This window comes from Sulfobacillus sp. hq2 (assembly GCF_002903155.1).
GTDB classification, from domain to species: domain Bacteria; phylum Bacillota; class Sulfobacillia; order Sulfobacillales; family Sulfobacillaceae; genus Sulfobacillus; species Sulfobacillus thermotolerans.
Window position 1 is genome coordinate 149972 of sequence record NZ_NWUL01000030.1, and the last position, 26164, is coordinate 176135.

At 52.7% G+C, this 26164-nt stretch carries 27 protein-coding genes; 5 read left to right on the top strand and 22 right to left on the bottom strand.

Going from position 1 to position 26164, the window contains the following annotated elements; genetic code table 11:
• Nucleotides 1-141: 141 nt before the first annotated feature.
• The 4 genes from argF to CO251_RS06285 form a co-directional block, all read right to left on the bottom strand.
• Nucleotides 142-1101 carry an ornithine carbamoyltransferase gene (argF, locus tag CO251_RS06270; RefSeq protein WP_103374942.1) on the bottom strand — a complete coding sequence of 320 codons (960 nt, stop codon included), beginning with the start codon at nucleotides 1099-1101 and terminating at the stop codon, nucleotides 142-144.
• Between the two features lie 133 nt (nucleotides 1102-1234).
• Complete coding sequence (locus CO251_RS06275) at nucleotides 1235-2368, bottom strand: M20 family metallopeptidase (RefSeq protein WP_103374943.1); 1134 nt, start codon at nucleotides 2366-2368, stop codon at nucleotides 1235-1237.
• Between the two features lie 20 nt (nucleotides 2369-2388).
• Nucleotides 2389-3288 (bottom strand): arginase, encoded by a 900-nt coding sequence (gene rocF / locus CO251_RS06280; RefSeq protein WP_207654628.1) that lies wholly within the window; start codon nucleotides 3286-3288, stop codon nucleotides 2389-2391.
• A gap of 50 nt (nucleotides 3289-3338) precedes the next feature.
• Nucleotides 3339-4073 (bottom strand): N-acetylmuramoyl-L-alanine amidase, encoded by a 735-nt coding sequence (locus CO251_RS06285; RefSeq protein ID WP_242968360.1) that lies wholly within the window; start codon nucleotides 4071-4073, stop codon nucleotides 3339-3341.
• A gap of 341 nt (nucleotides 4074-4414) precedes the next feature.
• On the opposite strand from CO251_RS06285, the gene CO251_RS06290 reads away from it, so the two are divergent.
• Nucleotides 4415-5743 carry a helix-turn-helix domain-containing protein gene (locus CO251_RS06290; RefSeq protein ID WP_103374945.1) on the top strand — a complete coding sequence of 443 codons (1329 nt, stop codon included), beginning with the start codon at nucleotides 4415-4417 and terminating at the stop codon, nucleotides 5741-5743.
• 125 nt (nucleotides 5744-5868) lie between these two features.
• Here CO251_RS06290 and rpsI read toward each other — a convergent pair whose 3' ends face one another.
• The 3 genes from rpsI to CO251_RS06305 all read right to left on the bottom strand — a co-directional run bounded on the left by rpsI (nucleotide 5869) and on the right by CO251_RS06305 (nucleotide 8071).
• Nucleotides 5869-6261 carry a 30S ribosomal protein S9 gene (gene rpsI / locus CO251_RS06295; protein ID WP_103374946.1) on the bottom strand — a complete coding sequence of 131 codons (393 nt, stop codon included), beginning with the start codon at nucleotides 6259-6261 and terminating at the stop codon, nucleotides 5869-5871.
• Nucleotides 6261-6695: a 50S ribosomal protein L13 gene (gene rplM / locus CO251_RS06300; protein WP_103374947.1), complete on the bottom strand. Its 435-nt coding sequence runs from the start codon at nucleotides 6693-6695 to the stop codon at nucleotides 6261-6263. Before rplM ends, rpsI begins: the two co-directional genes overlap by 1 nt.
• Nucleotides 6696-6850: 155 nt before the next feature.
• Nucleotides 6851-8071 (bottom strand): diaminopropionate ammonia-lyase, encoded by a 1221-nt coding sequence (locus tag CO251_RS06305; RefSeq protein ID WP_103374948.1) that lies wholly within the window; start codon nucleotides 8069-8071, stop codon nucleotides 6851-6853.
• Between the two features lie 97 nt (nucleotides 8072-8168).
• On the opposite strand from CO251_RS06305, the gene CO251_RS06310 reads away from it, so the two are divergent.
• Nucleotides 8169-9056, top strand: coding sequence for a nitrilase-related carbon-nitrogen hydrolase (locus tag CO251_RS06310; protein WP_207654630.1), 888 nt, complete (start codon nucleotides 8169-8171; stop codon nucleotides 9054-9056).
• A gap of 368 nt (nucleotides 9057-9424) precedes the next feature.
• Nucleotides 9425-10117: a GntR family transcriptional regulator gene (locus tag CO251_RS06315; RefSeq protein WP_158246212.1), complete on the top strand. Its 693-nt coding sequence runs from the start codon at nucleotides 9425-9427 to the stop codon at nucleotides 10115-10117.
• Between the two features lie 3 nt (nucleotides 10118-10120).
• Here CO251_RS06315 and CO251_RS06320 read toward each other — a convergent pair whose 3' ends face one another.
• The 7 genes from CO251_RS06320 to CO251_RS06350 all read right to left on the bottom strand — a co-directional run bounded on the left by CO251_RS06320 (nucleotide 10121) and on the right by CO251_RS06350 (nucleotide 18264).
• Entirely contained in the window at nucleotides 10121-10405 is a 285-nt protein-coding gene (locus CO251_RS06320) for a hypothetical protein (protein ID WP_103374951.1), read from the bottom strand.
• Between the two features lie 38 nt (nucleotides 10406-10443).
• Nucleotides 10444-11025: a PilZ domain-containing protein gene (locus tag CO251_RS06325; protein ID WP_103374952.1), complete on the bottom strand. Its 582-nt coding sequence runs from the start codon at nucleotides 11023-11025 to the stop codon at nucleotides 10444-10446.
• Between the two features lie 53 nt (nucleotides 11026-11078).
• Complete coding sequence (locus tag CO251_RS06330) at nucleotides 11079-13070, bottom strand: methyl-accepting chemotaxis protein (protein ID WP_103374953.1); 1992 nt, start codon at nucleotides 13068-13070, stop codon at nucleotides 11079-11081.
• A gap of 35 nt (nucleotides 13071-13105) precedes the next feature.
• Entirely contained in the window at nucleotides 13106-14326 is a 1221-nt protein-coding gene (locus CO251_RS06335) for a methyl-accepting chemotaxis protein (RefSeq protein ID WP_103374954.1), read from the bottom strand.
• 61 nt (nucleotides 14327-14387) lie between these two features.
• Complete coding sequence (locus CO251_RS06340; protein WP_103374955.1) at nucleotides 14388-15614, bottom strand: globin-coupled sensor protein; 1227 nt, start codon at nucleotides 15612-15614, stop codon at nucleotides 14388-14390.
• Between the two features lie 24 nt (nucleotides 15615-15638).
• On the bottom strand, nucleotides 15639-17789 hold the full coding sequence (locus CO251_RS06345; protein ID WP_158246213.1) for an EAL domain-containing protein: 2151 nt from the start codon (nucleotides 17787-17789) through the stop codon (nucleotides 15639-15641).
• Nucleotides 17790-18039: 250 nt separating this feature from the next.
• Nucleotides 18040-18264, bottom strand: coding sequence for a hypothetical protein (locus CO251_RS06350; protein ID WP_103374957.1), 225 nt, complete (start codon nucleotides 18262-18264; stop codon nucleotides 18040-18042).
• A 276-nt stretch (nucleotides 18265-18540) separates the two neighbouring features.
• Here CO251_RS06350 and CO251_RS06355 point away from each other — a divergent pair, with 276 nt between their 5' ends.
• Nucleotides 18541-18966 (top strand): hypothetical protein, encoded by a 426-nt coding sequence (locus tag CO251_RS06355; RefSeq protein ID WP_103374958.1) that lies wholly within the window; start codon nucleotides 18541-18543, stop codon nucleotides 18964-18966.
• Between the two features lie 105 nt (nucleotides 18967-19071).
• Entirely contained in the window at nucleotides 19072-19233 is a 162-nt protein-coding gene (locus CO251_RS17360) for a hypothetical protein (protein ID WP_158246214.1), read from the top strand.
• A gap of 3 nt (nucleotides 19234-19236) precedes the next feature.
• Here CO251_RS17360 and CO251_RS06360 read toward each other — a convergent pair whose 3' ends face one another.
• The 8 genes from CO251_RS06360 to truA all read right to left on the bottom strand — a co-directional run bounded on the left by CO251_RS06360 (nucleotide 19237) and on the right by truA (nucleotide 26163).
• Entirely contained in the window at nucleotides 19237-20094 is an 858-nt protein-coding gene (locus CO251_RS06360; RefSeq protein ID WP_103374959.1) for a complex I NDUFA9 subunit family protein, read from the bottom strand.
• Nucleotides 20095-20112: 18 nt separating this feature from the next.
• Nucleotides 20113-20805, bottom strand: coding sequence for an efflux RND transporter periplasmic adaptor subunit (locus CO251_RS06365; protein WP_103374960.1), 693 nt, complete (start codon nucleotides 20803-20805; stop codon nucleotides 20113-20115).
• 71 nt (nucleotides 20806-20876) lie between these two features.
• Nucleotides 20877-22433: a DHA2 family efflux MFS transporter permease subunit gene (locus CO251_RS06370; RefSeq protein WP_103374961.1), complete on the bottom strand. Its 1557-nt coding sequence runs from the start codon at nucleotides 22431-22433 to the stop codon at nucleotides 20877-20879.
• 24 nt (nucleotides 22434-22457) lie between these two features.
• Nucleotides 22458-23078: an HlyD family secretion protein gene (locus CO251_RS06375; RefSeq protein ID WP_103374962.1), complete on the bottom strand. Its 621-nt coding sequence runs from the start codon at nucleotides 23076-23078 to the stop codon at nucleotides 22458-22460.
• Between the two features lies 1 nt (nucleotide 23079).
• Entirely contained in the window at nucleotides 23080-23877 is a 798-nt protein-coding gene (locus CO251_RS06380; protein ID WP_103374963.1) for a hypothetical protein, read from the bottom strand.
• Between the two features lie 48 nt (nucleotides 23878-23925).
• Nucleotides 23926-24369, bottom strand: coding sequence for a MarR family winged helix-turn-helix transcriptional regulator (locus CO251_RS06385; RefSeq protein ID WP_103374964.1), 444 nt, complete (start codon nucleotides 24367-24369; stop codon nucleotides 23926-23928).
• Between the two features lie 131 nt (nucleotides 24370-24500).
• Complete coding sequence (locus CO251_RS06390; RefSeq protein WP_103374965.1) at nucleotides 24501-25412, bottom strand: proline dehydrogenase family protein; 912 nt, start codon at nucleotides 25410-25412, stop codon at nucleotides 24501-24503.
• Nucleotides 25405-26163 (bottom strand): tRNA pseudouridine(38-40) synthase TruA, encoded by a 759-nt coding sequence (gene truA / locus CO251_RS06395; protein ID WP_103374966.1) that lies wholly within the window; start codon nucleotides 26161-26163, stop codon nucleotides 25405-25407. The genes CO251_RS06390 and truA overlap by 8 nt, the downstream gene beginning before the upstream one ends.
• Nucleotide 26164 lies beyond the last annotated feature (1 nt).

Consider the following 26164-nt stretch of genomic DNA (forward strand, 5'->3'; position numbering starts at 1 on the left):
TTGCGCTTGTTCACGCGAAAGAGTCAAATCGTCTGTTCGATATACGGCATGACTTCTTTAACCCATCCCATAAAAGAAGCCATGGACCTCTGTGTTAGAGACCCATGGCTTTGGTGTTTGAAAAGGCTTTAGGTCCTTGCCCTAAAACTCCGCCAAGGTATGATACAAAACACTCTTTTGAACGTGCAAACGATTTTCGGCTTCATCAAAAACGACTGACTGGGGACCTTCCAACACATCAGCCGTCACTTCTTCCCCTCGATGTGCTGGTAAGCAGTGCAAAAAGATTGCATTTGATTTGGCCATGGCCATCAGCCGGGCATTGACCTGGTAGGGTTTTAAAGCCTCTCGCTTTTGCTCGCTGTCCTCATCTCCCATGGATACAAAGACATCCGTGGCCACAGCATCGGCTCCAAAAACGGCTTGCTCAGGATCCGACGTAATGTGAATCGTCCCCCCCGTAACCTCCGCTTCCTGCTGGGCATAGGCGACCACGTCCTCTTTGGGCATCCAACCAGCAGGACAGGCCACACTTACGTGCATCCCCAACTTCGCCCCAATCACTAGATACGAATTGGCCATGTTATTGCCGTCCCCTACATAGGTCAGCTTCGCGCCTGCCAAGTAGCCCGTGTTCTCCCAAATGGTCAATGCATCGGCTAACACCTGAAAAGGATGCGCCGCATCCGTTAAGGCATTAAACACCGGAACAGTCGCCCATTTTTGCAATTGTTGCACCATCTCATGACTCTTCGCCCGAACAACCAAGGCATCAACATACCGGGACAAGACGCGCGCCGTGTCTTCAATGGGCTCCCCGCGTCCCAACTGGCTGTTCTCCCAGTCCAAAATCACGGGAGCCGCCCCAAGCGACTGGATGGCAACCTGAAATGATACCCGCGTTCGCGTGGATGGCAACTCAAAGATCATCGCGACCGACTTGCCCCTTAAGGCATATTGAATTTCTGCGACCTTTGGATTGGCTTTCATCCATTGCGCCGTCATCAGTACTTGCTTGATTTCCGCTGGTGTCCATTCTTTGAGAGAAATCACCGAACGTCCTTGCACACGCATTTCTTTGGCCGATACCCGCTCTACCAATTTTACCGCCCCCTACCGCATTACTATACAATGATTAGGATATTTATTCAACCCTTTGGGAAATTCTTTGCGCATGTCCATAAAAAAGAGCGGAACCCCAAAAGGTTCCGCTCAAATCAATGACAATGACTATTTACGGGTTAAGAAAGCTCATGACGCCGCGGTAAAGCAACTCGACCCCAAGAGGCAACGCTTTCTCATTTACCATAAAATGAGGAGAATGATGCGGATACACTTGATTATCGTCCTCGGGGCGACATCCCACAAAGAAAAAGGCGCCAGGTTTTTCTTGCAGGTAGTAAGCAAAATCTTCCCCACCCATAGCGGGGTCGGGATGGATGATGTCGACCATTCCCTTCCATGCCTCTTCCAATCGCTTCACACTAGATTCGTGATTAATAACAGCGGGGTAGCCAAATACATACGACAGTTCGGCATCCGCGTCATACAACGCCGCCGTAGTCTTGGCAATATGCTCAATTTCATGCATCACGGTATTCTGCACGGTGTGCGACAACGTCCGCACCGTTCCTTTAATTTCAGCCGTCTCCGCAATAATATTGAACGTGACCCCCGATTGAATCATCCCGCAAGATACCACGGCAATATCAAAAGCGTTAAGGCGCCTGGACACAATGGTTTGCAAATTCACGACAATTTGCGATGCAATCAGCACGGCATCTTTCGTATGAGCCGGCTCGGAACCGTGCCCGCCTTTGCCCTTGACACGAATGGTAAATTCATCAGCATTCGCCATTAAAGGGCCGCTACGGATTCCAACAGTGCCTACGGGATCATTGGACCACAAATGCAGTCCCAGCACCTCATCCACGCCCTCCAAACAGCCGCCCGCAATCATGGCTGGCGCTCCCCCCGGGGGCTTCTCTTCGGAGGGTTGGAAAAATACACGCACAGTCCCTGGAAAATTTCGGTCCGCCGTTAAGCGCTCTGCCAGCCCTAAGACGATGGCCATATGCCCATCATGTCCACACGCATGCATCACCCCCGGGTGTTCGGAACTAAAATCAAGACCCGTTTCTTCCCGCAAAGGTAACCCATCAATATCCGCGCGCACAGCAATCGTCTTGCCCGGTTGGCTGCCTAGAATATCCGCCATGACTCCGGTCTCGGCTACTTCAACCGGCGTGAGTCCCATGTGTTTTAGGGCTTGTACCAAATACGCCTGCGTTTGCCGTTCTTGAAACCCAAGCTCCGGAATTTTATGCAAATCGCGACGGTATGTTATAATATCGGTATTCCATGCCATGGCTGATTCTCCTCCCCTTATTAAATAATGCGGTGGCCAAGCGCTGACGCAATAAGATTGGCTGCTAATTGGCCTGTTCGGTTATGTTCGTCCAAAATGGGATTGACCTCGACCATTTCCATAGAGGAGAGAATGTCACTTTCCGCCAGCAGTTCGAGTGCCAAATGAGCCTCTCGTTCGGTGAGACCCCCAGAAAAGGGCGTCCCTGAGCCCGGGGCGTATAAGGGGTCTACCGCGTCAATATCGAAGCTTAAATGCACGCCATCGGTGCCGTCTGTCACAATATCCATAGCCTTGGCCATTACGTCGCGCATGCCGTAACGGTCAATTTCATGCATGGAAAATACTGTCGTGCCCGATTGACGCAACGCTTGAGCTTCTGCGGGGTCTAGAGTTCTGACGCCCACATAGACAATTTTGGCGGGATTCACGAAGCGACCATGAAAGGAGGCCTGCAGCGCCGGATGCCCCAACCCAACGGCCGTTGCTACCGGCATGCCGTGAATATTTCCCGAAGGGGACGTCTGATCTGTATTGTAGTCCCCGTGCGCATCAAACCACAGCACGCCAAGATTTTGGAAATGACGCACTAAGCCGCCAATGGTCCCAATGGCAATACTGTGATCTCCGCCGAGCACTAAAGGATAGGCATCCTCTTCCACCGCCTTCTCGACGGCACGGGCCAACACCCGGCTGACTTTCACAATTTCGTCCAGATATTTAAGATTGGTCTGCGCCACTTCTCGGCTTTCGGGAACCGGCACCGGTAAATTGCCTAAATCCACGACTTGATGCCCGGCTTGACGCAGTTTTTCATGCAGTCCTGCGTAGCGGATGGCACTGGGGCCCATATCGACCCCACGCCTGTCCGCACCGTAATCCAAAGGCACACCAATAATCCGTACGGTTTTTGGTCCCACCAGAAATCCTCCCTTACCGTGCATCTTCTCCCATTATACCTGAGGCAACCTCAATCCCGGATGAGTAAATGCGTCGGAGGCGGTGCTTGCAAAAGTTTTTCCGGCCAACGCCCTTTGAGGAACCACCGCTCGGTTCCTAGAAAAATGTACCATGTCAATTTCCGTTGATAGGCCGGGTTGATTAACAGCTGTTCCTCTTTTCGATTGGTGATAAAGCCGACTTCCACATTAATGGCCGGCATTTGCGCTTGCCGTAGCACATACTGGTCAATGCGCGTGACCTTGCGTCGCGTTTTCGTAAAATATTGCAACTCTTCTTGCACATCATGGGCTAGATGATAGGAGCCTTTCCCGTCCCAGTAAAAGGTTTGCGGCCCATGTGAACCGGGATCCGCGGAGTTGCAGTGAATGTCGATGAGTACATTGCCCCCCGTTTGATTAATCCACATCGTACGCTGCTGCACTCGATATTTGCGGTGGCTAGGAATGGCGCCCGGATGATCCCACGTCAGCAACACCCGAGCCCCCGCCTCCTCAAACCATTGCTTTAACGCTAAAGACATCGCCAAGTTCACTTGATCCTCTTGCGCTACACGCCCTTTGGCCCCTGGGTCAAATCCCCCATGCCCTGGGTCTATAATAATCGTACGCCCCCGCAAAAGTGCCCCCGCAATTCCACCACTCGGAGCCGTGCCCGCTCCTGATAACAACAAACACGCTCCCACCACAATCCCCGCACCCAACCAGCGCTTCAGTAATTGCTGTATTGTGCCATTTATCTTCACATCGTCGCCCCTTTGTTCAATTGTTCATAAGATGGTCCATATGCCCACTTACCCTAGCGATTGTCATCACGGTCGTACCCATAGTGTGAGCGAGATGGCCTCAGAGTATGAACGCGGTCATAATATACACGACATAATTTGTCATGTATTTATTTCCTAGTTCTCTTAGGCTATATTCATTAACTCTTCTTCGCGGCAGTTTAGTTAAATAACCGCGATATAAAAAATTACCCTATACATTTTCTTATTTGACCTAAGCGAATTTTTTTAAAGATTTGTAGCGTCCTCACGATGTTTATTTCTTTTACTTGTGGTACATTATCAGCTAGGAGGGATGAATTATGGTGGGTACTAAGATTCGCGACCTGAGAAAGAAGCTGGGATTAACCCAAGAACAGCTCGCAGGCGACGAGCTGACCAAGAGTTATGTAAGCCAAGTCGAGTTAGGCCGTATCCATCCATCCCACAAAGCCTTGGATATCATGGCCGGTCGCCTAGGCAAGCCGTTGGGATTCTTTTTGGAGAACGGCGATGATATGCGCACCATTGAAGTGCTGTTGAAAGCAGCCCAAGCGCTGTGGAACAGCGGACGCCTAGAAGATGGCATGTTAGGCCTGCAAGAAGCCTTAACGCTGGCCGAGCGAACGGGACGCGAAGACATTCTCGCGCGCATTAAGGCTACGATGGGCAAATTAGAAATGTCTCAAGGCAATTTGGACGCCGCGCTAGCGCACTTGGAAGAAAGTTTGTTGCTCATTCATCCCGACGACCACCCTGTCCAAGCAATTGAAATTGCCAACACTTTAGGAATGGCAGCTGCGCGTCACGGTTCGTTTCATAAAGCCATGAATTCATTTCAGCAGGCTCTGGAGTATGCAGGACGCCTTACCAGCCGAGAAGGTCCTAACATTCGGGCCGAAGCGGCGCAGCATTACGGAGATTTTTGCTATAGTCAAAGGCAATGGGTTTCGTCTTTAGAGCTGTACCGTATGGCGCTTGACGAACCCCAAAAGTTAATTAGCGCTCCGCGGCGGGCAGAACTATTAACCCGTATAGCGGCCGCTGAATGGCGCTTGGGCCATCAGGCGGAAGCCACCAGCGCTATCGATGAAGCCTTAGGCTTGTTGCCCGACATCCGCGGCAATGAAGAACGCGCTGCCCTGCAAGCGGACATTGCGCAAGTCTTAACGGACTTAGGGCGGCTAGACAAAGCCCGGGAATTGCTAGAATCCTCCTTGACCGTTTTTGACCGCGTTCACTTTCAAGAAGGGCAAGCGGTCATATTAGAGGCGCTTCTTCGCACAACCGATTCGGAGCCCTTGGTCGAACGCTATACGACCCGCATTCTGCATGCGCCTGATGGCTGGCCATGGCAAGATACCAAAATTTATGCCCTTCGCGTCTTAGCACGGCGTGCCGTGGCTGCCGAAGATTATGCGCTGGCCAAAGACTATCTTAGCCGCGCTCTCGCCATGGCTCCTAACGAACGTCACCGGGACCTCGAATGCGAGTACTACATTGTCCAATCCCGTTTGGGAGATCCAGGCGCTTTGTCTCGACTGTGGGAGCATTTGAGTGAGGCTAACGACGAAACGACCGAACCGCGCAAATTTACTCCACGCCTTCCCGTCATTTCAGCTCCCGAGATGGCCGGCGTCGGCATTAGCTAATAAACAAGGCCCTTCTGTTCAACCAGGTGGGCCTTGTTTTTTATTTGCAACAGTTTTGTGTGAAATGGGAAGCTGACCATGACTTTACAACGCGTAATGCCAACAAAAAAAGCCCAAAAGGGCTTTTAGCGTTTGGAGAATTGCGGGGCTTTACGCGCCTTCTTTAATCCATATTTCCGGCGCTCTTTCATTCGTGCATCCCGTGTAAGAAATCCCCGTTGCTTTAGGGGCACACGCAAGTTGGTGTCCACCCGAAGCAAAGCACGCGCGATACCATGACGCACCGCACCGGCCTGTCCGGAAACTCCGCCACCTTCTACACGTACTAATACATCAAAACGACCCGATAGATCCACCGAATTGAGCGGAGCCATAATGGCCTTTTGCAGCGTTAACAATGGAAAATAGTCTTCCATAGACCGCCCGTTAATGAAAATCCTGCCCGTACCCGGCACCAAGCGGACGCGAGCTACGGCATTCTTACGGCGCCCTGTTCCCCAGAATTGCGCAACGGCCATTAAATTTTTACCTCCCATACTTGTGGCTGCTGTGCACTATGGGGATGTTCCGCATGCGGATATACTTTCAACTTTCTGTACATCGCGCGTCCGAGACGATTATGCGGTAACATTCCACGCACAGCCTTTTCCATAGCGAAAGCGGGTTTCTTTTGCATTAACTGGCGGTAGACGGTCCGTTTGAGTCCGCCAAGATACCCGGAATGGTGAAAATAAATTTTTTGATCCAGTTTCCGACCTGTCAATAAAACATCAGCCGCATTGACAATAATGACGTAGTCTCCGGTGTCAACGTGCGGTGTATATGTGGGTTTGTGTTTTCCGCGCAGAATCGTTGCCGCAGCAGTGGCAACACGACCCAGCGGCAATCCGGCGGCATCAATCACGTACCATTTGCGATCGACATCCTGGGACCGGGCCATATAAGTGGACATGAGTTTACCTCCTACCTCTGTGTGCCGGCGACACTGCCGACAACCGAACATTAGTATTTTACGGGCTTAGTAGTCTTGTGTCAAGCAGACAATCACGGTGCTGTCAATCACGACGGGAGAATTGACGAAGACAGGGCCCCAAGCGGGTGACGCCGTTAACTTTTCGGCAAGCTGGGGTAGGCGCCATCCCAGACAATGTCCAAGAATCCTTGAAAATCCGGAACCCCTTCCGTATTAAAAACCAAGATGCGCGACTGAGGTCCTAAGCCTAGGGCCTTGCGAGCCTCTTGAAATGGCAACTGATCCAAAAGTGTTACGGCCAGACCTAGGGGCATACTGCCCGACTCTCCGGCCATAATACGCGGATCAGTTCCAAGCGGGTTAGATAAAATACGCGTGCCCCGTGCCGCAACGCTATCCGAGCAGCGCACAAAAAATGATGTCCACGAACGTAGCAATGGCCATGCTAGAGGGTTAGGCTCTCCGCACGCCAAGCCCGCCATGACCGTTTCCATTAACCCCTCCACTTTGGCAGCCTGGGCATTGGGGTGCGCTGCTGAATTGAATAACGCTGGCGCAGAGAGAGGCTCTGCAATGACAATGGTCGGACACTGTGCACGGCCATATCGATTCGCATAATAGCCCGTTACGGCTGCGGCTAATGACCCGACCCCCGCTTGCAAAATAATGTGCGTCGGCGGCTGTAATCCGTGGCCATCCCACTGTTCAGCCGCTTCATGCGCCATGGTCAGATATCCCTGGATTACCCACTTAGGAATATCTTCATATCCCGGCCACGCGGTGTCTTGCACCAATAGCCATCCATTCGTTTTAGCCTTTTGCGCAACGTCACGAACGGTATCGTCATAATTCCTTTCAGTGACGTAGACCTGTGCGCCAACTTCTGCAATCCGCCGGACCCGGCTTTCGTGCGTCCCTTTAGGAAGATAAATAACGGCCTGTTGTCCCAACGCTTTGGCCGTCCATGCCACGCCCAATCCATGATTGCCATCACTGGTTGCGGCCAATACCATAGCGGGCTTCGTCTTTGCCCTGTCCTTCAGAACATCGACATGCAGGTCCTGCGGATTTAGCTGCCACCGCTCGGCTAACGCCTGGGCAATGGCCCACGTGCTTCCCAGTATCTTGAACGATTGGACCCCGAAACGGGTCGATTCGTCCTTCACAGCAATGGCCTCCACTCCTGCATAGGACGCCAACTGCGGCAATAACCGTGTCGGCGTCTTGTGATATTCCGGCCAGCCGCGATGATAGGATACCGTTTGCTCTGCCACGTGCATCGTCAAATCAGACAATAGCGGTACATCTTGGCGCCTCTCATGCACATTGCGTATCCATTCCACGGTCATAGGCATAGGCCTAACTCCTTTGGGGTTACTTGAATAATCATTGACGGGTTCATATAATATACTACATACTAAACAAAATCAAGAAAGTGGAAGGATGACGGGAATGACCATACGCGCCGGGCTCTTGCAGTTGCACCATGAACTCTCCGGAGAATACGACGTGGCCGCCCACAAGGCCGCCGCGATTCAAAAACACGTGGAATGGATTGGACAAGCTCATGCTAAAGCCGTTAACATCTTGTGTCTTCAAGAGCTCTTTTCTGCTCCCTATTTTGCCGCTGAACAGGACAAAAGGTGGTATGCGGCAGCAGAGCCCGTACCTGACGGCCCTACTGTGACATTGATGCGCCAACTGGCCAAGCAATACAGCATGGTGCTTATCGTGCCCCTTTATGAAGAAGCCATGCCTGGAGTTTATTACAATACCGCTGCGGTTATTGATGCCGATGGATCGTATCTCGGTAAGTTTCGCAAGGTCCATATCCCTCAAGTTCATGGGAGCCAACCTGGTGCCTACGGATTTTGGGAAAAATTTTATTTCCGGCCTGGCAATCTCGGTTATCCGGTTTTTCAGACCCAATACGGCAAAGTTGGCGTGTATATTTGCTATGACCGTCACTTTCCAGAGGGAGCACGCCTGTTGGGATTGCACGGAGCCGAAATCGTCTTTAACCCTTCAGCGACAACGGCAGGACATTCCGACCATCTCTGGCATATTGAGCAGCCCGCTCATGCCATTGCCAACGGCTATTTTGTAGGCGCGTTGAACCGGGTTGGTATCGAGGCTCCATGGAACATTGGAGAGTTTTTTGGGGAAAGCTACTTTGTCGACCCTGAAGGCCGAATTCTTAGCCAAGGGCCTCGCAATCAAGACGCGTTGGTCACCGCGGACCTAGACCTGTCCCAAATTCGTCAAGCCCGCATGCATTGGCAATTTTACCGTGATCGACGCCCGGACACTTATGGGGAAATTGCAGAAGATCTGCCCTAAAGACCCAGATACTAACGGCATACGAACGAGATGAGCCTCCCTAGATTAGCTTCCATGTCTAGATGGTGTTCGATGCGCTAAACCGAGCGATTGACGCTGCCTTGAACCAACATGTCCTATACACAAAAGTGCCGCCTGCGCGACTTTACGTGTGCAGGCAAATTGAGCATAACATTGTAAGCATAGGAAGGCGAGGAATCCATCGACAGGCCCTGCCAGGCCACATGACCCATAACGACGTTTCTATGAGGCTTACTCATTGCCCCCGGTGACGAGAAGTTCTCGACGTGAACCGGATCGGCCTGGGCCTTCTTGACCATTCAAGATATGTAATATACCGTATAGTATTATTGTAGGAGGTGTTCCCTTTGAGTACCGACCAGGAACAACCCATCGGCCGCCGCTTCGTGAATGACTCGGTATATCAACGCCTACGCCAGTGGATTATTGAAGGACGCTTAGCCCCTGGCACCTTTTTACGAGATCAAGAGCTGGCTCGCGACTTTGGCGTGAGCCGCACACCTGTGCGCGAATCGCTATTGCGGTTGGAAGCAGAAGGACTGGTCGTCACCAAAGCCAATCGATGGACCCAAGTGGCCCCTTTGGATATTGCGGGTGTCATCCGCCGCTATCCTTTGATCTGGACATTAGAAACGTATGCGGTATCCGCCACGCGTTTAGACGAATGGACTGCCGATGATTTCGCACAAATGGAGCGGTACAACCAACAACTTATCCAAGCCATTCACGCCCACGACGCCGCCGCCGCAGCTCAGGCCGACGATCAGTTTCACCGCGTTTTCATTGACCAAGCGCACAATCCCGAACTTACCGCCGTCTTATCCGAGTTGAAAATGCCTCTGACCCGTGTTGAAATAGCCTATTACAAAGAAATGTGGTCATCAAAAGAATCCTTGTCCGAACATGACGCCATACTGGAAGCTCTGCGCTCCCGCAATGTCGAGGCGGCCAAAAACGCCATCGAAACCAACTGGAAACAAAGCCTGGTTCGCATTCAAGAAGTCATGAGCCAAATATCCGCCCATCAAACAGATTCGTGAGTGTTAAGAAGACCGCAAAACTCGGTCCCTATAAGGTTCAGCTCTAACAGTTATCTCGGTTTGGATATGATGGTTATGCAAGGTATAGCAAAACTCAAGAGATACCGCCCATAGACCAAAAGGCTGTTCGGTAAAAACATCTAACCAGCCCCATACATCATCACCCGGTTCCAAAATCCATGGCTCGTTTAACGTGCCGGATCCGTCCCAACGCCCCGCTACCGCTGGTACTACAAAGTCTTTCCATGATAGGTACTTTTGCGCAACATAAAGTTTTTTGACCCGCACTCATCATTCCCCCCGTGTGCCGCGGATATCACTTACCGTTATCCTTGTGTCGCCAGCCATTTTAGCCATTCTTCTGTGTCATCACCGGGTTTCCACAAAAACACCGTCACTCCCCATAGTTCGTGCTCATCGTAACGTTGACGAAAAATTGCCACTCGGCATCGCCAAACTTTCTGCGGCCCCGACAGCACCAGCGTGTACTCGCGATTCTCGTCTAATGGCGATGGCAATCGGCAACGACACCCGCCCAATGAAACGTCTTCAGTGATCCCCCGAAGATGGCGCACGGGCCATTTGCTCCATTGCACATCCACTGGCCATTGCCATGCAAAGCGCCGCGTCTGCCGATTTTCTATGGGTTTGGGGGCACCTGCTATCTCTGCGGAAACAAGACGCTCTTCAGAGGGAAGAGAGTGAAGGCGAACGGGGAGAGTCCATACCAAGGGCGGTTTGTGCCACTGGAGTACGGCTTCATTGAGATCGCTCGGCAATCGCTCGTCTGAGATCATTTCGACATAGAGATGATCGGGCAACCGCGCCCGAATCACGCCTTCCCAATGATGCGGGCCCGCAACAATCGACACATGAAGACCTGGCGGTATTACCGAGTAATTTGCCACGCTCTTCCCTCCTCTATTAGCGTCATGAACATCCCAATTAAAAGGGCCGACTTTTATAAGTGATAGCTGTCGACTAACGCTCCTAACTGTTCCGCAATCTCTGCCAGGTCTTGCGCACTACGTTGAAGCTGGGTTGCCGACGCTTGCACGTCTTGTGACGTCTGAGCCATGCTTTCCATACCTTGCGCTGTTTCTCCAGCGATGGCCGCCAGTCCTTGTACAGTTTCTGCGGCATCGGCCGTCGAGGCAGCCATTTCGGTTGCCGCCGCCGCATTATTTTGAGCCGCCTGCGCAATTTCTTGCATCCGTTGCCCCACGGTAAGACTGCCACTCTCGACCTGCTGTACCGTAGCAATCACCCCTTGGATATCGTCCGCAACACCACCCACCGCATGTTCCATGGCATTAAGCGCTTCGCGCGTGCGGGTTGCCACGCTTTGGCCTTCCTGCACGGCTTCGCGGCCCCGGTTAATGGCATCGACAGATAGGCCAACATCCTCTTGAATCGATTGGATTAACTCTCGAATATTTTGTGTTTCTTGAGCGGATTGCTCCGCAAGACGCCGCACCTCATCAGCCACCACAGCAAAACCACGACCTGCATCACCAGCGCGAGCGGCTTCAATCGCTGCGTTGAGCGCTAACAAGTTGGTTTGGTCAGCAATGTCAGAAATGGCACGAACGATTGTGCCGATCTCTTTGGAACGGTCTCCTAATCGTAAAATGGCCGTCGCCGCCGTTTGCGTGACATCAGCAATGCGGTCCATGGATTCCAACGTCTGGACCATCTCCTCACGACTTTTCTGAACGGCCACTTGAGATTCGGTGGTCAACGTGCCCATATGGTCGACCGCGCCCGCCATCTGATGCTGATCGTCTTGCATGGCTGACAATGTCCGCTGTCCCGCCGCCACTGCCTGTGCCTGCCTGTCGGTACCGTCCGCCACTTGCTCCCCTGCGGCTTTCAACTGCTGCATGGCCGCAGCAATATGTTGTAACCCATCCGCAGACTCTCCTGACGCTTGAGCTGCTTGGTGCACAGCGGCCGCAATTTGTTCGGTGGCACCGGCTGCCTGATCGGCTAATGTGCGAACGGCTTGGGCTTGTTGGCGCACATGATGACCAGAGTTTTGGGCGGCCTGTAAGAGCTCTCGAAGGCGCTGATGCATGGTCACCAAGGCCTGGCCCAAGGTATCACGCGGGCCTGCGGTTGGCGGCGCGCTGGTCAAATCGCCTTGTCCCATGGCTTCTGCAGCATGACTCAGATCTTGAAAATAGGCGACAAGGCGCCGAAAAGAGGCAGCTAAAGCGCCAGTTTCGTCCTGCGGCGCTTGCGGAATGGTCTGGCTGATATCTCCTTGGGAAAGGCCATCCGCCACCCGCGCTAATTGTTGAAGAGGTTTCGCAATGCCGCGCCACTGCATCCACAGAGCTCCTAACGCAATCAACACGGTGATCGCCCACGCCGTCAACACCATGTCCGTCATGGCTGCCAAGTTCCCCTCGACATCCATGGATTGCGTGTGCACCCGCTGACTTGCACTGAGGCTTAAGGCGTTTAAGGCTTGGGTCGCTGCCTGCGTCGCCGGCGAATTCGCCACCGTCTGTTCATACACCGCTTGGGCAATGCGGTGGTTTAGTCCCGCTTGGTGGGTCATCATCGCATAAGCATCGTAATTCTTCCATGCTTTTGCGAATGCCGTCACGCCTTTCGGATCAGTCCCTAAAGCAGCAAGATGATGAATATCTGCCACAAGTTGCGTTCCAATCTTTTGCGCTTTCGTCCACTTTTTGGCGGCTAATGACCAATTTTTCATATTCACGGCTAACACGTAGGAATTCATCACACCATCATAATGATTGAAGAGGGCTTCTAAATTGCTAGTTGTCACTAAGAAAGGGGTTTGCTTTTGTACAATATTGGTCACTTGCCCATGCGCCGTATGCGTTCGCCACACGGCTACCCCATCTGAGATGGCTAAGACACCCAAGATGACAATCATCGTTAAAGCCAATTTGAGACTAATCGATAACTTGGACCACATAAAAAGATACTCCCTTCACCGGGTTATTCGGTTATTTATGCGTTGGCTTTCAACAAATCCTGCTCTTCCCATTGTTTGGCCCAGGCTTCCAATTTTGCTGCTAAGTCTTGGCCATGGGTAAGCCATTTATGAAAGAGACCGTGATCGCGCTCGGCGTGAGTATTGGCTTGCTGCGCTAAATGTGCCGCCATGGCGTGAAAGGCCTGATGCTGCTCGGTAATCGTGCGGTACGCCGAGTCGTTTCCGACTTCCGCGGCCAATTGGTCGAGAGTCATTCCTAAACGGCACGCATGGAAGTCGCTGGCTTTCTCCACGTCCACCGGTACCTTATCCGCAAAGGCGCGATAAATTTGGTAGCGCCACAATTGATGGTCCGCAACGCTTAAATAGAGCCTGACGGGTATGGACAGTGTCGACTCAGACAGCCGTTGTTGACGCTGGGCCCTAGCCGACTCCACCGCATGCGCTAGATAATGACCGGCATCTGTAAACGCATCGATTGTCGAGTGAAACGCCGTTTGCAATGTCGCGAGATTTACCGTTAAGGCATCTAATGCTCCGTGCTGCTCTCCTACGGCAATCATGCTGGCCTGTACAGCAGGCAACAATTCCGAGAGAGTGCTCGCCAGCGTTTGCAGATCGCGAAACGCCTGGTTCTCTCGCTGCGTCGTATCTGCGGTGCCGTCGCGTGCTTGACCTAACGCCTTATGCGTTTGATTCGTGGACGCTGTCACTTGCTCGAGTACGGCCATAGCATCGCCTGTCGCAGCTTTCGTTCGCTGGGCCAATGCCCGCACCTCATCGGCGACCACCGCAAATCCTCTCCCCGCATCACCCGCACGGGCCGCTTCAATCGCTGCATTTAAGGCTAATAAATTGGTGGCATCAGCAACGTCCGTCACAACCTGTACCATGCCACCAACCGCTTTGACCTTCTCCGTCAGCGTCGTAACCGTCTCCACCATCGTCTGCATGGTGACCGACCATTGCGCGCTATCTTGTGCGAGCTCCGTATCCACTTGCGCCCATCGTGACAGGCCATCATGTGCGACCCCTAAATCACGCTCCAATATCCGCGCTTCTTCAGCAACCTGTTCGACCGACGCTGTCAATTGCTCAATGCCGGCGGCAGCACTGTCTAATTCGTGCACCCCAGCTTCAAGATCCCACCTCGCATCAATTAACGTTTCATACGCCTGCACCGAGTCGCTGAGTTGCGTGTTCCATGCTAAAGCCTCCCGTATCTCATCATTCATAACGCATTCTCCTCCTATCGCACGTGTCCCAAACCTTTCTTTCGCATGGTCGCTGGCATCCTCAAGGGGCTTGTAACCCTTGTGCAAGTTGAGCCACGTCTGCCGCTTGTCGACTGGTTAGAGCAGCTGTCTCCCGCAGTTGAGCCAACGTCTTCGTGGCAGCTTGCAAACTGCGGTCCACCATTTCAAATTCCTGGACAGTTTTTGTCACCCCAGCATGAATGGCCGAAAAGGCCTGCGCCGCATTTTGACTTTGCTCCTCGCTGGCCTGTTGCGCCGCCACTGCTTGGCTCAGCGCATTTTGGAGGGTCTCGAGATGCGCAGTAATTCCCTTAATCGTTTCATCAATGGTTGTAGTCGCTTTTTGCGACTCCTCCGAAAGTTTTTTCACCTCATCCGCGACCACCGCAAATCCTCGTCCCGCCTCTCCTGCCCGAGCCGCCTCAATGGCAGCATTGAGCGCCAACAGATTCGTTTGCCGCGCAATACCGCGGATCAAAGTTGTCGCTTGGCCGATAGCTTGCGTTTGCATCGTGAGCGCTTGTCCCGCGCTAGCAACGCCGTCCAATGCTTGTTGCACGACTACCGTTTTCTCTCGAAGCGCTTCCATCGTAGACACGCCGCCATCGGCGTGGGCGGCCGCTTGCGACGCGGTCGTTGTTAAAGCTCGCGATTGGGCGGCAATTGTTTGAATGGTTTCGACCATTTGCGTAACCGCATCTTGCGTTTGTCCGGCTGTGCCCGCTAGTTCTGCCGCTTGGCGGTCCAAGTCATTTTGGACAACAGCCATCGTACTCGTTACCTTCTCTAAGGAGGCGCTTCGCTCATCCAAAAGTTCTTGATAGAGCGTCACGGTTAACACCATGTCGGCAATCAGACGCTTCGATACCGCCGCAAACTGTTTGGACCGCTCCACGCCATCGTCCGTCGATTGAGCTTCAATGGCTTCTTGGGCCGCTGTCCAAATGATACGGTAGGCTCCAAAGTACCAATCTGGAGAAAGGCCAATCCGCACGTGACTTTTGGCAATACGACGCATTCGCTCTTCATAATCACGCCCGACGGGAGCCTCGCCCAGGCGAGCAATGTACGCATGAAAACTTTCTTTTAAGCGTTCGTACGTACTATAGCTTTGAATTAAGGTATCAAGTTCCGGAATGGTACGAATGGTGTTATAAAACGCCGGCGTAACCATATCGGCAACTTGGTCCCATGCGATGCGCTTCAGCCTAGGCGCATCGTCCGGGTTCCAACCTAAGAATTCAACATATTGCCTCCAGTCAATCATTGGTGCGCCTCTTTCTTTGTAAAATTATCTGTGAGTAAACGGCGCTGGGCGGCCCCAGTAATATCCTTGCGCAGCGACTACCTTCAGATCCTTCAAAAGCCCAGCCTCTTCAGCCGTTTCAACGCCCTCTACAATTAAGGCGCCTTGCGCCCTGTGTGCCCACGTATTCAGGGAAACAAGCAATTCTTGTGCTAATCGGTTGCGCCGTGCCGCCACGAGCCATGAACGATCGACCTTAATCCATTCAGGCGCAAGGTCTAAGAGCCGGAGAATATCGTGAGTTCCGGTTCCCCAATCGTCAAGCGCAAATGCCACTTCGGGGTACGCTTGGCGAATTTCCCTCCACGACGAATACCCTACGGGCAAGCTATCATGCTCCGAAATTTCAAGAATGATATGGCTCCGCGGGACACCAAGATGGTCTAGGTAGTCGTTTAGCCAATGTTTGTTCTGAAGAGTGGCTGCCCGCACATTAAGGGAAAGCCATTGGTCCTGGCCTAATGCATCGCTCTGTGAGATAGCCTGCGCGATGGCGATGAGTGCCATACGGTCGACCTCGGCGACAGTATTCGTCGCTTGAGCCATCGCAAAGAGCTTATCTGGTGCTATAGCATGTTCGGCCATACGCGGACGAACCAACGCTTCATAACCCCAATGGGCTCCGGTTTGAGCAAAAATCAAGGGTTGGAACACCGCCGTCATTTGCAATCCATTCCAAGCGAGTTCTCGCCCTAGCGGTTCAAGTCCTGAAGGGTCCACCGACCGCACGCGGGTCCAGTAGGCCACAACATGGGTCCCCATCTCCACCGGCCAGATTTCGTCGTACGCCCACCACTGTTGACCACTTCCACGTTGATTCAACAATACTCCCCGCCATGGCTCGGCCATATCGAGACGTTGCCACATGGCCCGGTAGACGGCTTCCGGCGTCTCCCCCGCGGAATTAATCCCAGGCCTGTAGCCCCTAAGCTCTTGGGCAGAACGGCCGGTTAAGACCTCAAACGCGCGGTTGCAGGTAAGGATACGGCCATCGCGGTCCGTCAATACCGCTGCCTCCTCCCAGCGTGCCCACAAGCTCTCCACAATGGTGGTTAAATGGCGTGCAGACACGACCCCTGACGGTGGTTCATGGGAAACGGCATCTGGGTGAGGGCCTACGGCCCGATTTTTACCCAATCGTTTGGCCGCCAACAAGATCTTATCGGCTTCCATGGCCGTAGAGTCGTTCAATACCCCAACCGTCCAACCCATAGAACAGCCTAAAGCCACCTGATGCCCGTCGACATTAATCGGTTGCTCCGTCACAGCACGGTGCAATCGTTGGGCTAGAGAATCGGCCTGGTCTTCTGGAACATGGGGCAGCCATACAGTAAATTCATCGCCCCCCGGACGCATGATGGCATCCCCGGCGCGTAAAGCGCGCTGCATACGGCGCACCGCTTCCACCAACACCGCATCACCGGCGGTATGGCCCCACGTATCGTTAAACCATTTAAAATCATCCAGATCACAGGCGATGACCATCCCTACCGTACCGGGCTCGAGCCGACCAAGCCAAAGCTCACCCCCATAGCGGTTGAACACGCCGGTCAAGCGGTCTTCTTCGGCATGACGCTGAGTTTGCGCCCACGCTTGCGTGCGGGCCACTTGACCAAACGCATAGACTCCCGAAAACAATGCCACCACAGCCGTAATCCATGCATCAGCCTCGCTATCCCCATTTAACCCACTCACAGCGAGAATCACTAAAATTGTGATCCCATACAGAGAAACCCACAACCACCACGTCCGCGGCCGGTGCCGACGCACCACAGGAGCCATGAGAGCCAACCCACTTAAACTGACGGCGCCAACAAACGCCTTAACGGCGTGGTGGTCTATCCCACCTACAATAGCGGTCCACACGGCGATGGTCGTAAGAGTCGCAAGCCAAGCCCATCCATTTGAAAGCCACATCCATGCAGCGACCACCCCCATTGCAAAGACCGCCCATGGTACAGGTACTAATCGCTGGATGAAGAGCCAGCCTAATGCAAGAGGTGTCAAGAACGCCGTCGCCAATGGTGCCCCGTAACGCCATCTAGGACGAAAGACCAAGTCGCCGAATTCCCAGATTCCGACAAGCAATCCCGCTTCCAACATGCCCCAAGTAAGACTGTCTACGACATTCTCCATAGTCTTCGCACATTCCCTTTTATGAGGTCTTAATGGCGACTTTATGCATTTGCCATCATTTCCCTCAAATTGACCATACCATAGACACATTCCATCGTTGTATCAATAAGACATATTTTTTATCGATTTTCCACGAATATTGGCATTTCCCGTCGAAAAGCGTCTAGACCCTGAAGGACTGGCCTCATCGGATAGTAAAATTTTCTAGGACAATTCAATACGAATAATGGGGGAATTGACCATGGCGAGATTAGGCATTGACGCGTGGTTGAGTCGCCGCAGTGACCGCGATACCCTCTATCGACAAGACAACACCTTGTTCCCATAACGGATTCACATCCGCGTCTCTTTGTCGATTTATGTCTTTTTCTTGGATTTCAGCAAAGGGGCCGTCTTTGGCGCTGTTTGCTTGATGTTCGGGTAATACCCAAACGTCTGGATCTAACCAACCATTTTTATCTAATATGTAATACACTACCTATCTCGTTCATGTGTTGTTGAGGCCGATAGAAATGCGTAGTAGCAATGGAACGCCATCATGATCAACAGAAAGTGAAGGCGTGGGCTGATTGCATCTGTTAAAAAGCGGAGCTATGCCAAAAACCTGAAATGAGGCCCCAATATCCCCGCAGGCACGAAGAGGATACGCCTCAAGTGTCTGCGGGGCATTATCTTTTCATATATTAAAGGAGCGGCACGCCGCATTGTCTTGATGTGTTCTTCCGCTGCCCGAAGGGAGGCGTGATACACGGTGAAAAAACTCCTGGCCACTGATGCCTTAAGAAGGCTCGTCAATACTCTCGTGGATGCGTCGTTGACCAGTCCCAGCCTTGCCGAAATGGTGCATCAACACCTCTTGGTCGAATGGGTCCCGACCTCCATCCCTGGCGACTATCCTACTTATCAAATATCAGCCAACAACACCATTTATTGGGAACTCGAAATCAGCGACAGTGCATCCCACCGCGCATTGCTCTATCAGCAAGCCCTAGCCTTACTGAGGATTGGAGTAAACGGAGCCCTTGTCACCCCCCAAGAGGAGCGCATGGCCCATAAACTCTTTCCCATGCGGGTGTTTCGCACGTGCCCCTCATGCCAACAACCCTTTAGGTCTTGGCTTGATTATTACGGACACCTTAAATTAGACCATCTCTTAGATCATCAAAGGACAGGCTAAACTGACCCCCCAGGCGCTGGAGACTTCCACCGGCTCCAGCGCCGCCGCATAACAAGATAGGCTATTAGGCATACTATGTTCAAGTTCCTAGAGAAAGGATCGATCATGATGCTCTTCTGGATTGGTCTCGCCTTATTAGCCTTATGGGTCATTGGCTTCTTCTTTTGGCATCTTGGCACGATTATTTACGTGGCCCTTCTGGCTGCGATTGCCGCCTTTGTCTGGCATTGGGTCAGCCGCCGGGCCCATGCTCGAGAAAAGTCCTAATGCTTAGAGATCATTGCCCAAGGTTTGTGCGATCGGCACCAGTTGTCGCCAACGTTCGTCTTGGGTTATGTTCGCCTCGTTCAACATACGCAATTGATCGGTACTGACTGGAAACTTCGGTATGCGTTGACCCACCTCTGCCATCAGCATGAGAAGGGGTAATGGGATGTGGACAAGGGGAGGGTTCTTACGTCCGTTAACATGTGCCACGTGGCGATAAAGCCCATCCATTGTATAACGGTCAGGTCCCCCCATCTCCCATGTCTCGTGGACCGCCACATCTTTTTCCACCATCTGTACAATGACTTCTGCGACGTCTGTCCTCGCTATGGGTTGAAATAGTGTCTGCCCTGATCCAGGAACAGGTACCAACGGCAGGCGTGCTTGAGCGGCCAGTGTCGCAAAAAATGGCGACCCTCCCCCAAATAAGAGGGAAGGTCGCAAAATGGTCCATGCCAAAGGCGCATTACGAACATATTGCTCGGCGTTCCACTTCGTTTGATGATATTGGCTGATAGCCCCTTCTCGGGTGCCTAGGGCCGACATATGCACCAACCGAGGTACTCCCGCAGACAGGGCCGCATCCACCACGTGCTGGGTCACCTGTTCGTGCATCACCTGGAACGTAATACCCGCCGCTGGATGTTCTTGAATAATCCCCACTAAATGGACAATCACGTCGGTCCCGCGAAAAAGCTCAGTGAATGAAGCCGTTCGCATATCGATTGCGCGGCACTGTACCCTGCTATCCTTTGGGGGGCAGTGCCGCGCCACCACCGTGACCGTATGGCGGCGCCGGATTAGCGCCTCGCTTACCGCCTGCCCAAGATATCCTGTCCCGCCGGTTACTAGCACTTGCATCGTTCCGACCCCTGTCTCTTAGTGAATCGTAATCCGCACTTCAGCATCTTCCCCCGGCAGTAACGAATACCCTGCAGCATCAATGGACAACTCCACCGGCACGCGTTGCGTCACCTTGGTATAGGTTCCCGACGTCGCAGCGGTCGGTATTAATGAAAAGAATGACTGGGTCGTCGGCTGAATCGCTTCTACGGTGCCGGTAAACGACACACCGGGATGCGCGTCTACGTAAATTGTAGCACTTTGACCCACAGACACATTGCGAATTTTGGTTTCAGGGATATTCGCAATCACCGTCACTTTCGATAGCTGCACAAGCGTCACCAATGGGGTTCCCGCGGCAACTGTCTGGCCATTGGCCACGGAAACCGTCGCCACGTAACCCGAAACCGGGGCCACAATGTTCACAATCGAGGTACCACTGGTCGCCGCAGTCGTCTTGCTTCCTTTAGCAGTCGCCGCAGGCGCGGTGGTCACCGTCTCTTCCGCTATCGTTTGACCTTGCGAAACGCGTTGCCCCACGGCCACCGATAAATCCTGAATCGTGCCGTTGGCTTGTGCAGCGACGGGAATCGTAGGGGCTGAAATCGACGCATCTTGGGTCGACACATAGTCATAGCTTTGGGTCCAGTAGTAGGCCACAACTCCGCCAATCAAGATCAGCGCCACAATAATCAATACGTTAATAAGAATAACTCGACTCTGTTTCACGGATTCTTCTCTCCTCACATTGATCCCCATAGGGGATAAGTAGTCGGCGTGCAAATGCTAACGCCTTGGGTTTAATCGGCCATCATCTGTGGCGCACCTTTTTTGTGATGATAGGTTTTCAAAAATAGACCAAGAAACGCTCCAAACAACGTGATGGCCGCCCCGAGAACAAAAATGTCATCAATGCCCATTACGAAGGCCTGTTGTTGAATGAGGTCATATAGGGTCGTCGTGGTTACCGCCAGCGATTGCCCAGCTGTTAGACCTTGATGCCCTAAATACCCCGCCATCTGCTGCATTAATTGCACCGAAGGCCGTGAGGTGGGAGTATACGAGGCCGCAATGTTCGCCGCATGCATAGTGGATTGCGACTGCAAGATGGCCGTCATAAACGCCAGACCAAAAGAACCCGCCACGCGTTGCATCACGTTATTAATCGCTGACCCCGAGCCCACCATTTCCGTCGGCAAAGAGGACATGCCCGCCGTTGTGGCTGGCATCATGGCCATCCCCATGCCAAATCCACGCAAAGTGAGCCAGAAGACCACGTCATCGACAGGCGTAGTGGTTGACAACCGATGTAAGAGATAAGTGGTATACGCTAAAATCACCAGGCCTATCACCACGATGGGGCGCGCACCGATTTTGTCATACAATCGTCCTGAAATCGGCATCATGATAGCTGAGGCTAAAGCGGCCGGCATCATCATCAGGCCCGTCTCCAAGGCCCCATAGCCCACTACGGTCTGCAAAAACAACGGGACATAGAAGAGCCCCGAATACATGGACACGGTAATGACCACAACCAACAGATTGGCCATCGTAAACGAGCCTCGGCTAAATACGCGGAGATCCAAGAGCGGATGCTCCACACTGAGCTCCCACAGACTGAAGAGAATCAGAAGGAACACCGATCCCACTAAGAGAAGGATAATGGGCTCTGAGCCCCATCCCCACGTCTGTCCTTCGGACAAAGCGAGAAGCAAGCCGAATAATCCTGAAGCCGATAAAATGAAGCCCATCAAGTCAAATGTGCCCATATGACGGCTAGGAAACTTTGGCACGTAGGCCAAGGCCAAAAGCACACCGATAATCCCAATGGGAACGTTGATGTAGAAAATTAACCGCCAGTTGATATACTCCACCAGCCATCCTCCTAATGTAGGCCCAATAGCTGGCGCGACGATAATTCCCAGTCCCCAAAATCCCATGGCTGTTCCGATCCGGTCACGCGGAACAATGCGATAGACCATCGCCATGGTAATCGGCATAATGAGCCCGCCTCCTAAGGCCTGCAAAACACGGAAGACGGTCAGTACTCCAAGACTCCACGACAATCCTGATAAGGCAGACCCGATCGTAAAAACAATTAACGAGATCACGTAAATCGTCCGGTACCCAAAGCGTTCACCCAAATAGCCCGCGAGCGGCACCACAACGCCCAACGTGAGCATGTAAATGGTTACGACCCACTGCACTTCCGCGGTATCCACGGAAAAGACGCTTTCCAATTTGGGAATGGCGATATTGACAATTGAAGTATCCAAAATCGCCATAAAACCGCCTAAGATAAGAACCGCTAAGGCGACGCCCCAGTGACGGGAATTTGCTGGTTCTTGTGCTGCCATCTTGCTCCTCCTTACTATTGCCCGCTACACATCAACACGTACGGCAGCATTTTCACCGGGAATAAAGGTGTTCGATCCGGTATCCACCTGGATTGTGACGGGTACCCACTGCCGTTCTTTGGAAAACGTTCCCACCTGCAACAACGGGGATAACTCACTTAGCGTGGTTGACCCAATTTTTGATACCGTCCCGGTAAATGTGGTACCCGGATATGCGCTTAACGTGACATTCGCCGTCTGGCCTACGGCCAATCGATGCGCCTCCGACTCGGGAAAGTCGGCGACCACCGTGGAGCGTCCTTGCTGAACAATGGCCATGAGATCTTCACGGGGTTGGACACTGGCACCCGGTGCAATCCCAATCGAGCCAACCGTTCCTCCAATTGGCGCATCGATGGTTGTCGTTTGTCCATTGACGGTTTGCAATTGTAATAGGGACGCCCCTTGCGACACATGCTCCCCGTCTTTTACCTGCAGGCCCTTCACGGTGCCAAAGCTTGTCACACTCACCCAGGTATAAGGGGCCGTGACGTACGCATAGTTTGTGTTCACGTAATTCGCTTGGTAATAGGCATCATACCCGGCTATGCCTCCTAAAATGAGGACACCCATTATCGCCACCAACCCGATGACCCATCGCGGCATTTTACTCACCTTCTTCTTTTTCCGATTCCAAGAGGCTTTGATACCCTAGACGGAGAATCTCGATTTCTTCGAGACGTTCTTCTGCCGCCGTTATGCGTTCTAACCGAATACGAATATCAATCGTCTGCCGGTAAGCATCCTCTTCCGGTGCTTTAGGGGGAACTCCCCGGCTAATTTCTTGCCATAACATATCCGCTTCAGCTCGCAAATCCTCAAGCCGCTCGCGAATGTCCGCAGCGGACAGGACGCGCCGGTAGCGGTCTACGTGAAATTCTGGTTCAGTGCCATTCGCCCACGCCTCATATCCTTGCGATAGAATAAAGAGCTCAAGCAATCGGCGGAGTTGTCGCGGTCGCTCATCGACGCTCTCAGTTCCATCGCTACCTTGGAGCACCAGTTCGGCCATCTCCGCGGCGCGTGATTGAATTTCTTTCGCCTTATAGCGCCACCGCGCACGCGAGACTTCCTCCCGCAGGACATCAATTCGTTGAGGTAAGTGACGCGTGACAGGCACTAGTCCCGTGTTCTCGTCCGTACGGTAAGCCGGAAGGGACCTTTGCGGTTTTTCAACCGCAGGCGTTGTGGCGTCAGCGTCGGTCGTCTCTTCTGGGGTTACTTGTTGTTCTACGGTATGGTGGCCTTGCCGACCAAAGGCCAATGTCAACAAGCCTGTAATCACGCCGACCACGATTAATCCATAACCCCACAAGGGATTAAGCGACGGTTCTCCCACCAATAAAAAGATTCCTAGGATTAAGGCGACCAACGATTCGACGATTCCTGAAATCAGTAATCCCATAAGTCGTCTCCTTGCCGTACAATAATTTGCTTCGTCTTTGTCGCCGATTCAACGAAGCTCTCGACCGTCTCCGCTGTTTGCCCCCTCTTCCATGCGTTCAATTAACGATAGAAGGGTCTTGAGATCCTCTTCGGACATATGCATAAACAAATGGCGAAGAAAATCTTTACGCTGGGCATAATGGCTTGCGATTTGTTGCTGTCCCGCCTCGGTTAAACTGACAGTCACCACACGGCGATCAGATTCAGAACGGGTGCGACTCACTAAATTCGCATGAACCAGCCGGTCAATCATGGCACTAGCGCCGGCCAATGACACCCCTAGCTCTTCCGCAATGTCTCCAACCGTCATCGGCTGATGGTCAAACAGCACTTTCAACAAGGAATACTGCCCCAGCGTCAAGGTGTCTTCTGCGACCGCATGGCGCAAACGACGGCCGATTCGAGAAAAAATCCGGTCGAGATTCTCGATATACTGGTCTCGGTCGGCCACAACACTTCACCTTCTTGATTATTCGTGGTATTAACTATCAACAAGACGTAATCTTAGTACTAACAATATTATATGTCAAGGGTTCGTGCAGAAAAAAAGCCGCCTATCGGCGGCCTGATATTGCTCGTATATTAGCGCTTTGTCAGTGACCGGGCAAAAAACAGCAAATTAGCCGGCCGTTCGGCAATTCGCCGCAGATAATAAGCGTACCAATCGCGCCCCCATGGCACATAAACACGCGTCGTATAGCCGCGTTGAGCCAAATCTTCTAACACGGATAGTTTTACCCCGTATAGCATTTGAAATTCGAATTGGTCATTTGGGATATTATGGGATGCGACGTATCGCAAAACCTTGCCAATCATTTGCTCATCATGAGTCGCGACGGCGGTATAGTTGCCGTTATGTAAGGAAGCCTCGACCAACGCCACATAGTTGTCATCGACATCGGGCTTCGACGGATATGCTAAACTCGGAGGTTCTTGGTAGGCGCCTTTGACAATGCGGAAATTTTTGGGCGGGTCGGACAACGCCTTAAGATCTTCCATGGTGCGATAAAGATAGGCTTGCAGCACGACTCCGACATTGTCTGGATAACGCGCCCAAACGTCTTGAAACAAGCGTAATGTCTGTGTGGTAAAATGAGAATCTTCCATGTCGATACGCACAAACGACTGTACCTCATGGGCTCGTGCGACAATCGCCTCCAAATTGTTGGCGGCGGCCTCTTCGGAAATCGCCATCCCCATCATCGTCAGTTTAACTGAGACATGCGATTGGACATGGGTCTCAGCAATCATGTCCAACATCTGTAAATAACTATCGCGGGCAGCCGCGGCTTCGTCGAGTCGGGTCACGGATTCGCCCAGATGATCCAGCGTTGCGGCCATATGGCGCCTGTTAAGGTCCTTCACGACACGGATAGCCTCATCCAAGGTCGCCCCCGCCACAAACCGCGAGGCGCCTAATTGCATGCCATATTGCCCAATGGTTTTCGATACGAGGGGGTTGTTGCCGACGCCTAAGATAATTTGTTTAAACATGCGCCCTGTCCTTTCCGTTATAAACGATGCGTTCCAAAACCAGACCTTGGGCCGGCACCAAGCCCCCCCATTTTCGTGCTCGGGGATGCACTAATGCCTCTCGCAACGGTCCCACGTCTTGGACCTCCGCCGCGTACAACATGGCTGCAACCAAAATGCGCACCATGTGATACAAAAAACCGTTGGCACCCACATCATAGCGCCAGATAGTGCCGTGGTCCAGCATAGACCAACGACTAAGGAAAATATGCCGGATCGTCGTCCGCGCCGAAGATCCCTCCGACCGGAACGCCCAAAAATCATGGTGCCCTAGCAATAAACGGGCCGCCTCGTTTAAATGCGACCAGGAAAGCGGCTGGGCAACAGGGTAAGCGTAACGCGTCAAACCCGGCCATAAGGGCGCGGAGCCGCGGGCAATCGTATAGCTGTAATATTTCGCATGAGCCGACCGGATGGGATGAAATTCATTCGGCACCCACTCGCATTGCCCCACTTGTACGTCGGAAGGCAAGCGGCGATTGATGACAGTGGCAAGGCGCTCCAGGGGAATGGGGACTCTTCCCTGCCAGGTGATCACTTGTCCCCGAGCATGGACTCCCGCGTCGGTCCGACTGGCGCCCATGACCAGGCCTGGCCCCAATAAGTCCTGCAAGACCTCTTGGAGGACGCCTTGCACGGTTCTTCGCCCAGGTTGTTGTTGAAACCCAGCGAAATTTGTCCCATCATAGCTCACGATCATTTTCATTAGCATG

What these genes read in the sequence shown, in the direction of transcription:
- rplM (WP_103374947.1), bottom strand. Translation starts at nt 6,695, where the DNA reads ATGTCCACTTATATGGCCCGGTCCCAGGATGTCGATCGCAAATGGTAC.
- CO251_RS06345 (WP_158246213.1), bottom strand. Translation starts at nt 17,789, where the DNA reads ATGGAGAATGTCGTAGACAGTCTTACTTGGGGCATGTTGGAAGCGGGA.
- CO251_RS06305 (WP_103374948.1), bottom strand. Translation starts at nt 8,071, where the DNA reads ATGCCTATGACCGTGGAATGGATACGCAATGTGCATGAGAGGCGCCAA.
- CO251_RS06290 (WP_103374945.1), top strand. Translation starts at nt 4,415, where the DNA reads ATGGTGGGTACTAAGATTCGCGACCTGAGAAAGAAGCTGGGATTAACC.
- CO251_RS06360 (WP_103374959.1), bottom strand. Translation starts at nt 20,094, where the DNA reads ATGCAAGTGCTAGTAACCGGCGGGACAGGATATCTTGGGCAGGCGGTA.
- CO251_RS06275 (WP_103374943.1), bottom strand. Translation starts at nt 2,368, where the DNA reads ATGGCATGGAATACCGATATTATAACATACCGTCGCGATTTGCATAAA.
- truA (WP_103374966.1), bottom strand. Translation starts at nt 26,163, where the DNA reads ATGCTAATGAAAATGATCGTGAGCTATGATGGGACAAATTTCGCTGGG.
- CO251_RS06330 (WP_103374953.1), bottom strand. Translation starts at nt 13,070, where the DNA reads ATGTGGTCCAAGTTATCGATTAGTCTCAAATTGGCTTTAACGATGATT.
- rpsI (WP_103374946.1), bottom strand. Translation starts at nt 6,261, where the DNA reads ATGGCCGTTGCGCAATTCTGGGGAACAGGGCGCCGTAAGAATGCCGTA.
- CO251_RS06375 (WP_103374962.1), bottom strand. Translation starts at nt 23,078, where the DNA reads ATGCCGCGATGGGTCATCGGGTTGGTGGCGATAATGGGTGTCCTCATT.
- CO251_RS06390 (WP_103374965.1), bottom strand. Translation starts at nt 25,412, where the DNA reads ATGTTTAAACAAATTATCTTAGGCGTCGGCAACAACCCCCTCGTATCG.
- CO251_RS06340 (WP_103374955.1), bottom strand. Translation starts at nt 15,614, where the DNA reads ATGATTGACTGGAGGCAATATGTTGAATTCTTAGGTTGGAACCCGGAC.
- CO251_RS06370 (WP_103374961.1), bottom strand. Translation starts at nt 22,433, where the DNA reads ATGGCAGCACAAGAACCAGCAAATTCCCGTCACTGGGGCGTCGCCTTA.
- CO251_RS17360 (WP_158246214.1), top strand. Translation starts at nt 19,072, where the DNA reads ATGATGCTCTTCTGGATTGGTCTCGCCTTATTAGCCTTATGGGTCATT.
- CO251_RS06380 (WP_103374963.1), bottom strand. Translation starts at nt 23,877, where the DNA reads ATGGGATTACTGATTTCAGGAATCGTCGAATCGTTGGTCGCCTTAATC.
- CO251_RS06335 (WP_103374954.1), bottom strand. Translation starts at nt 14,326, where the DNA reads ATGAATGATGAGATACGGGAGGCTTTAGCATGGAACACGCAACTCAGC.
- CO251_RS06310 (WP_207654630.1), top strand. Translation starts at nt 8,169, where the DNA reads ATGACCATACGCGCCGGGCTCTTGCAGTTGCACCATGAACTCTCCGGA.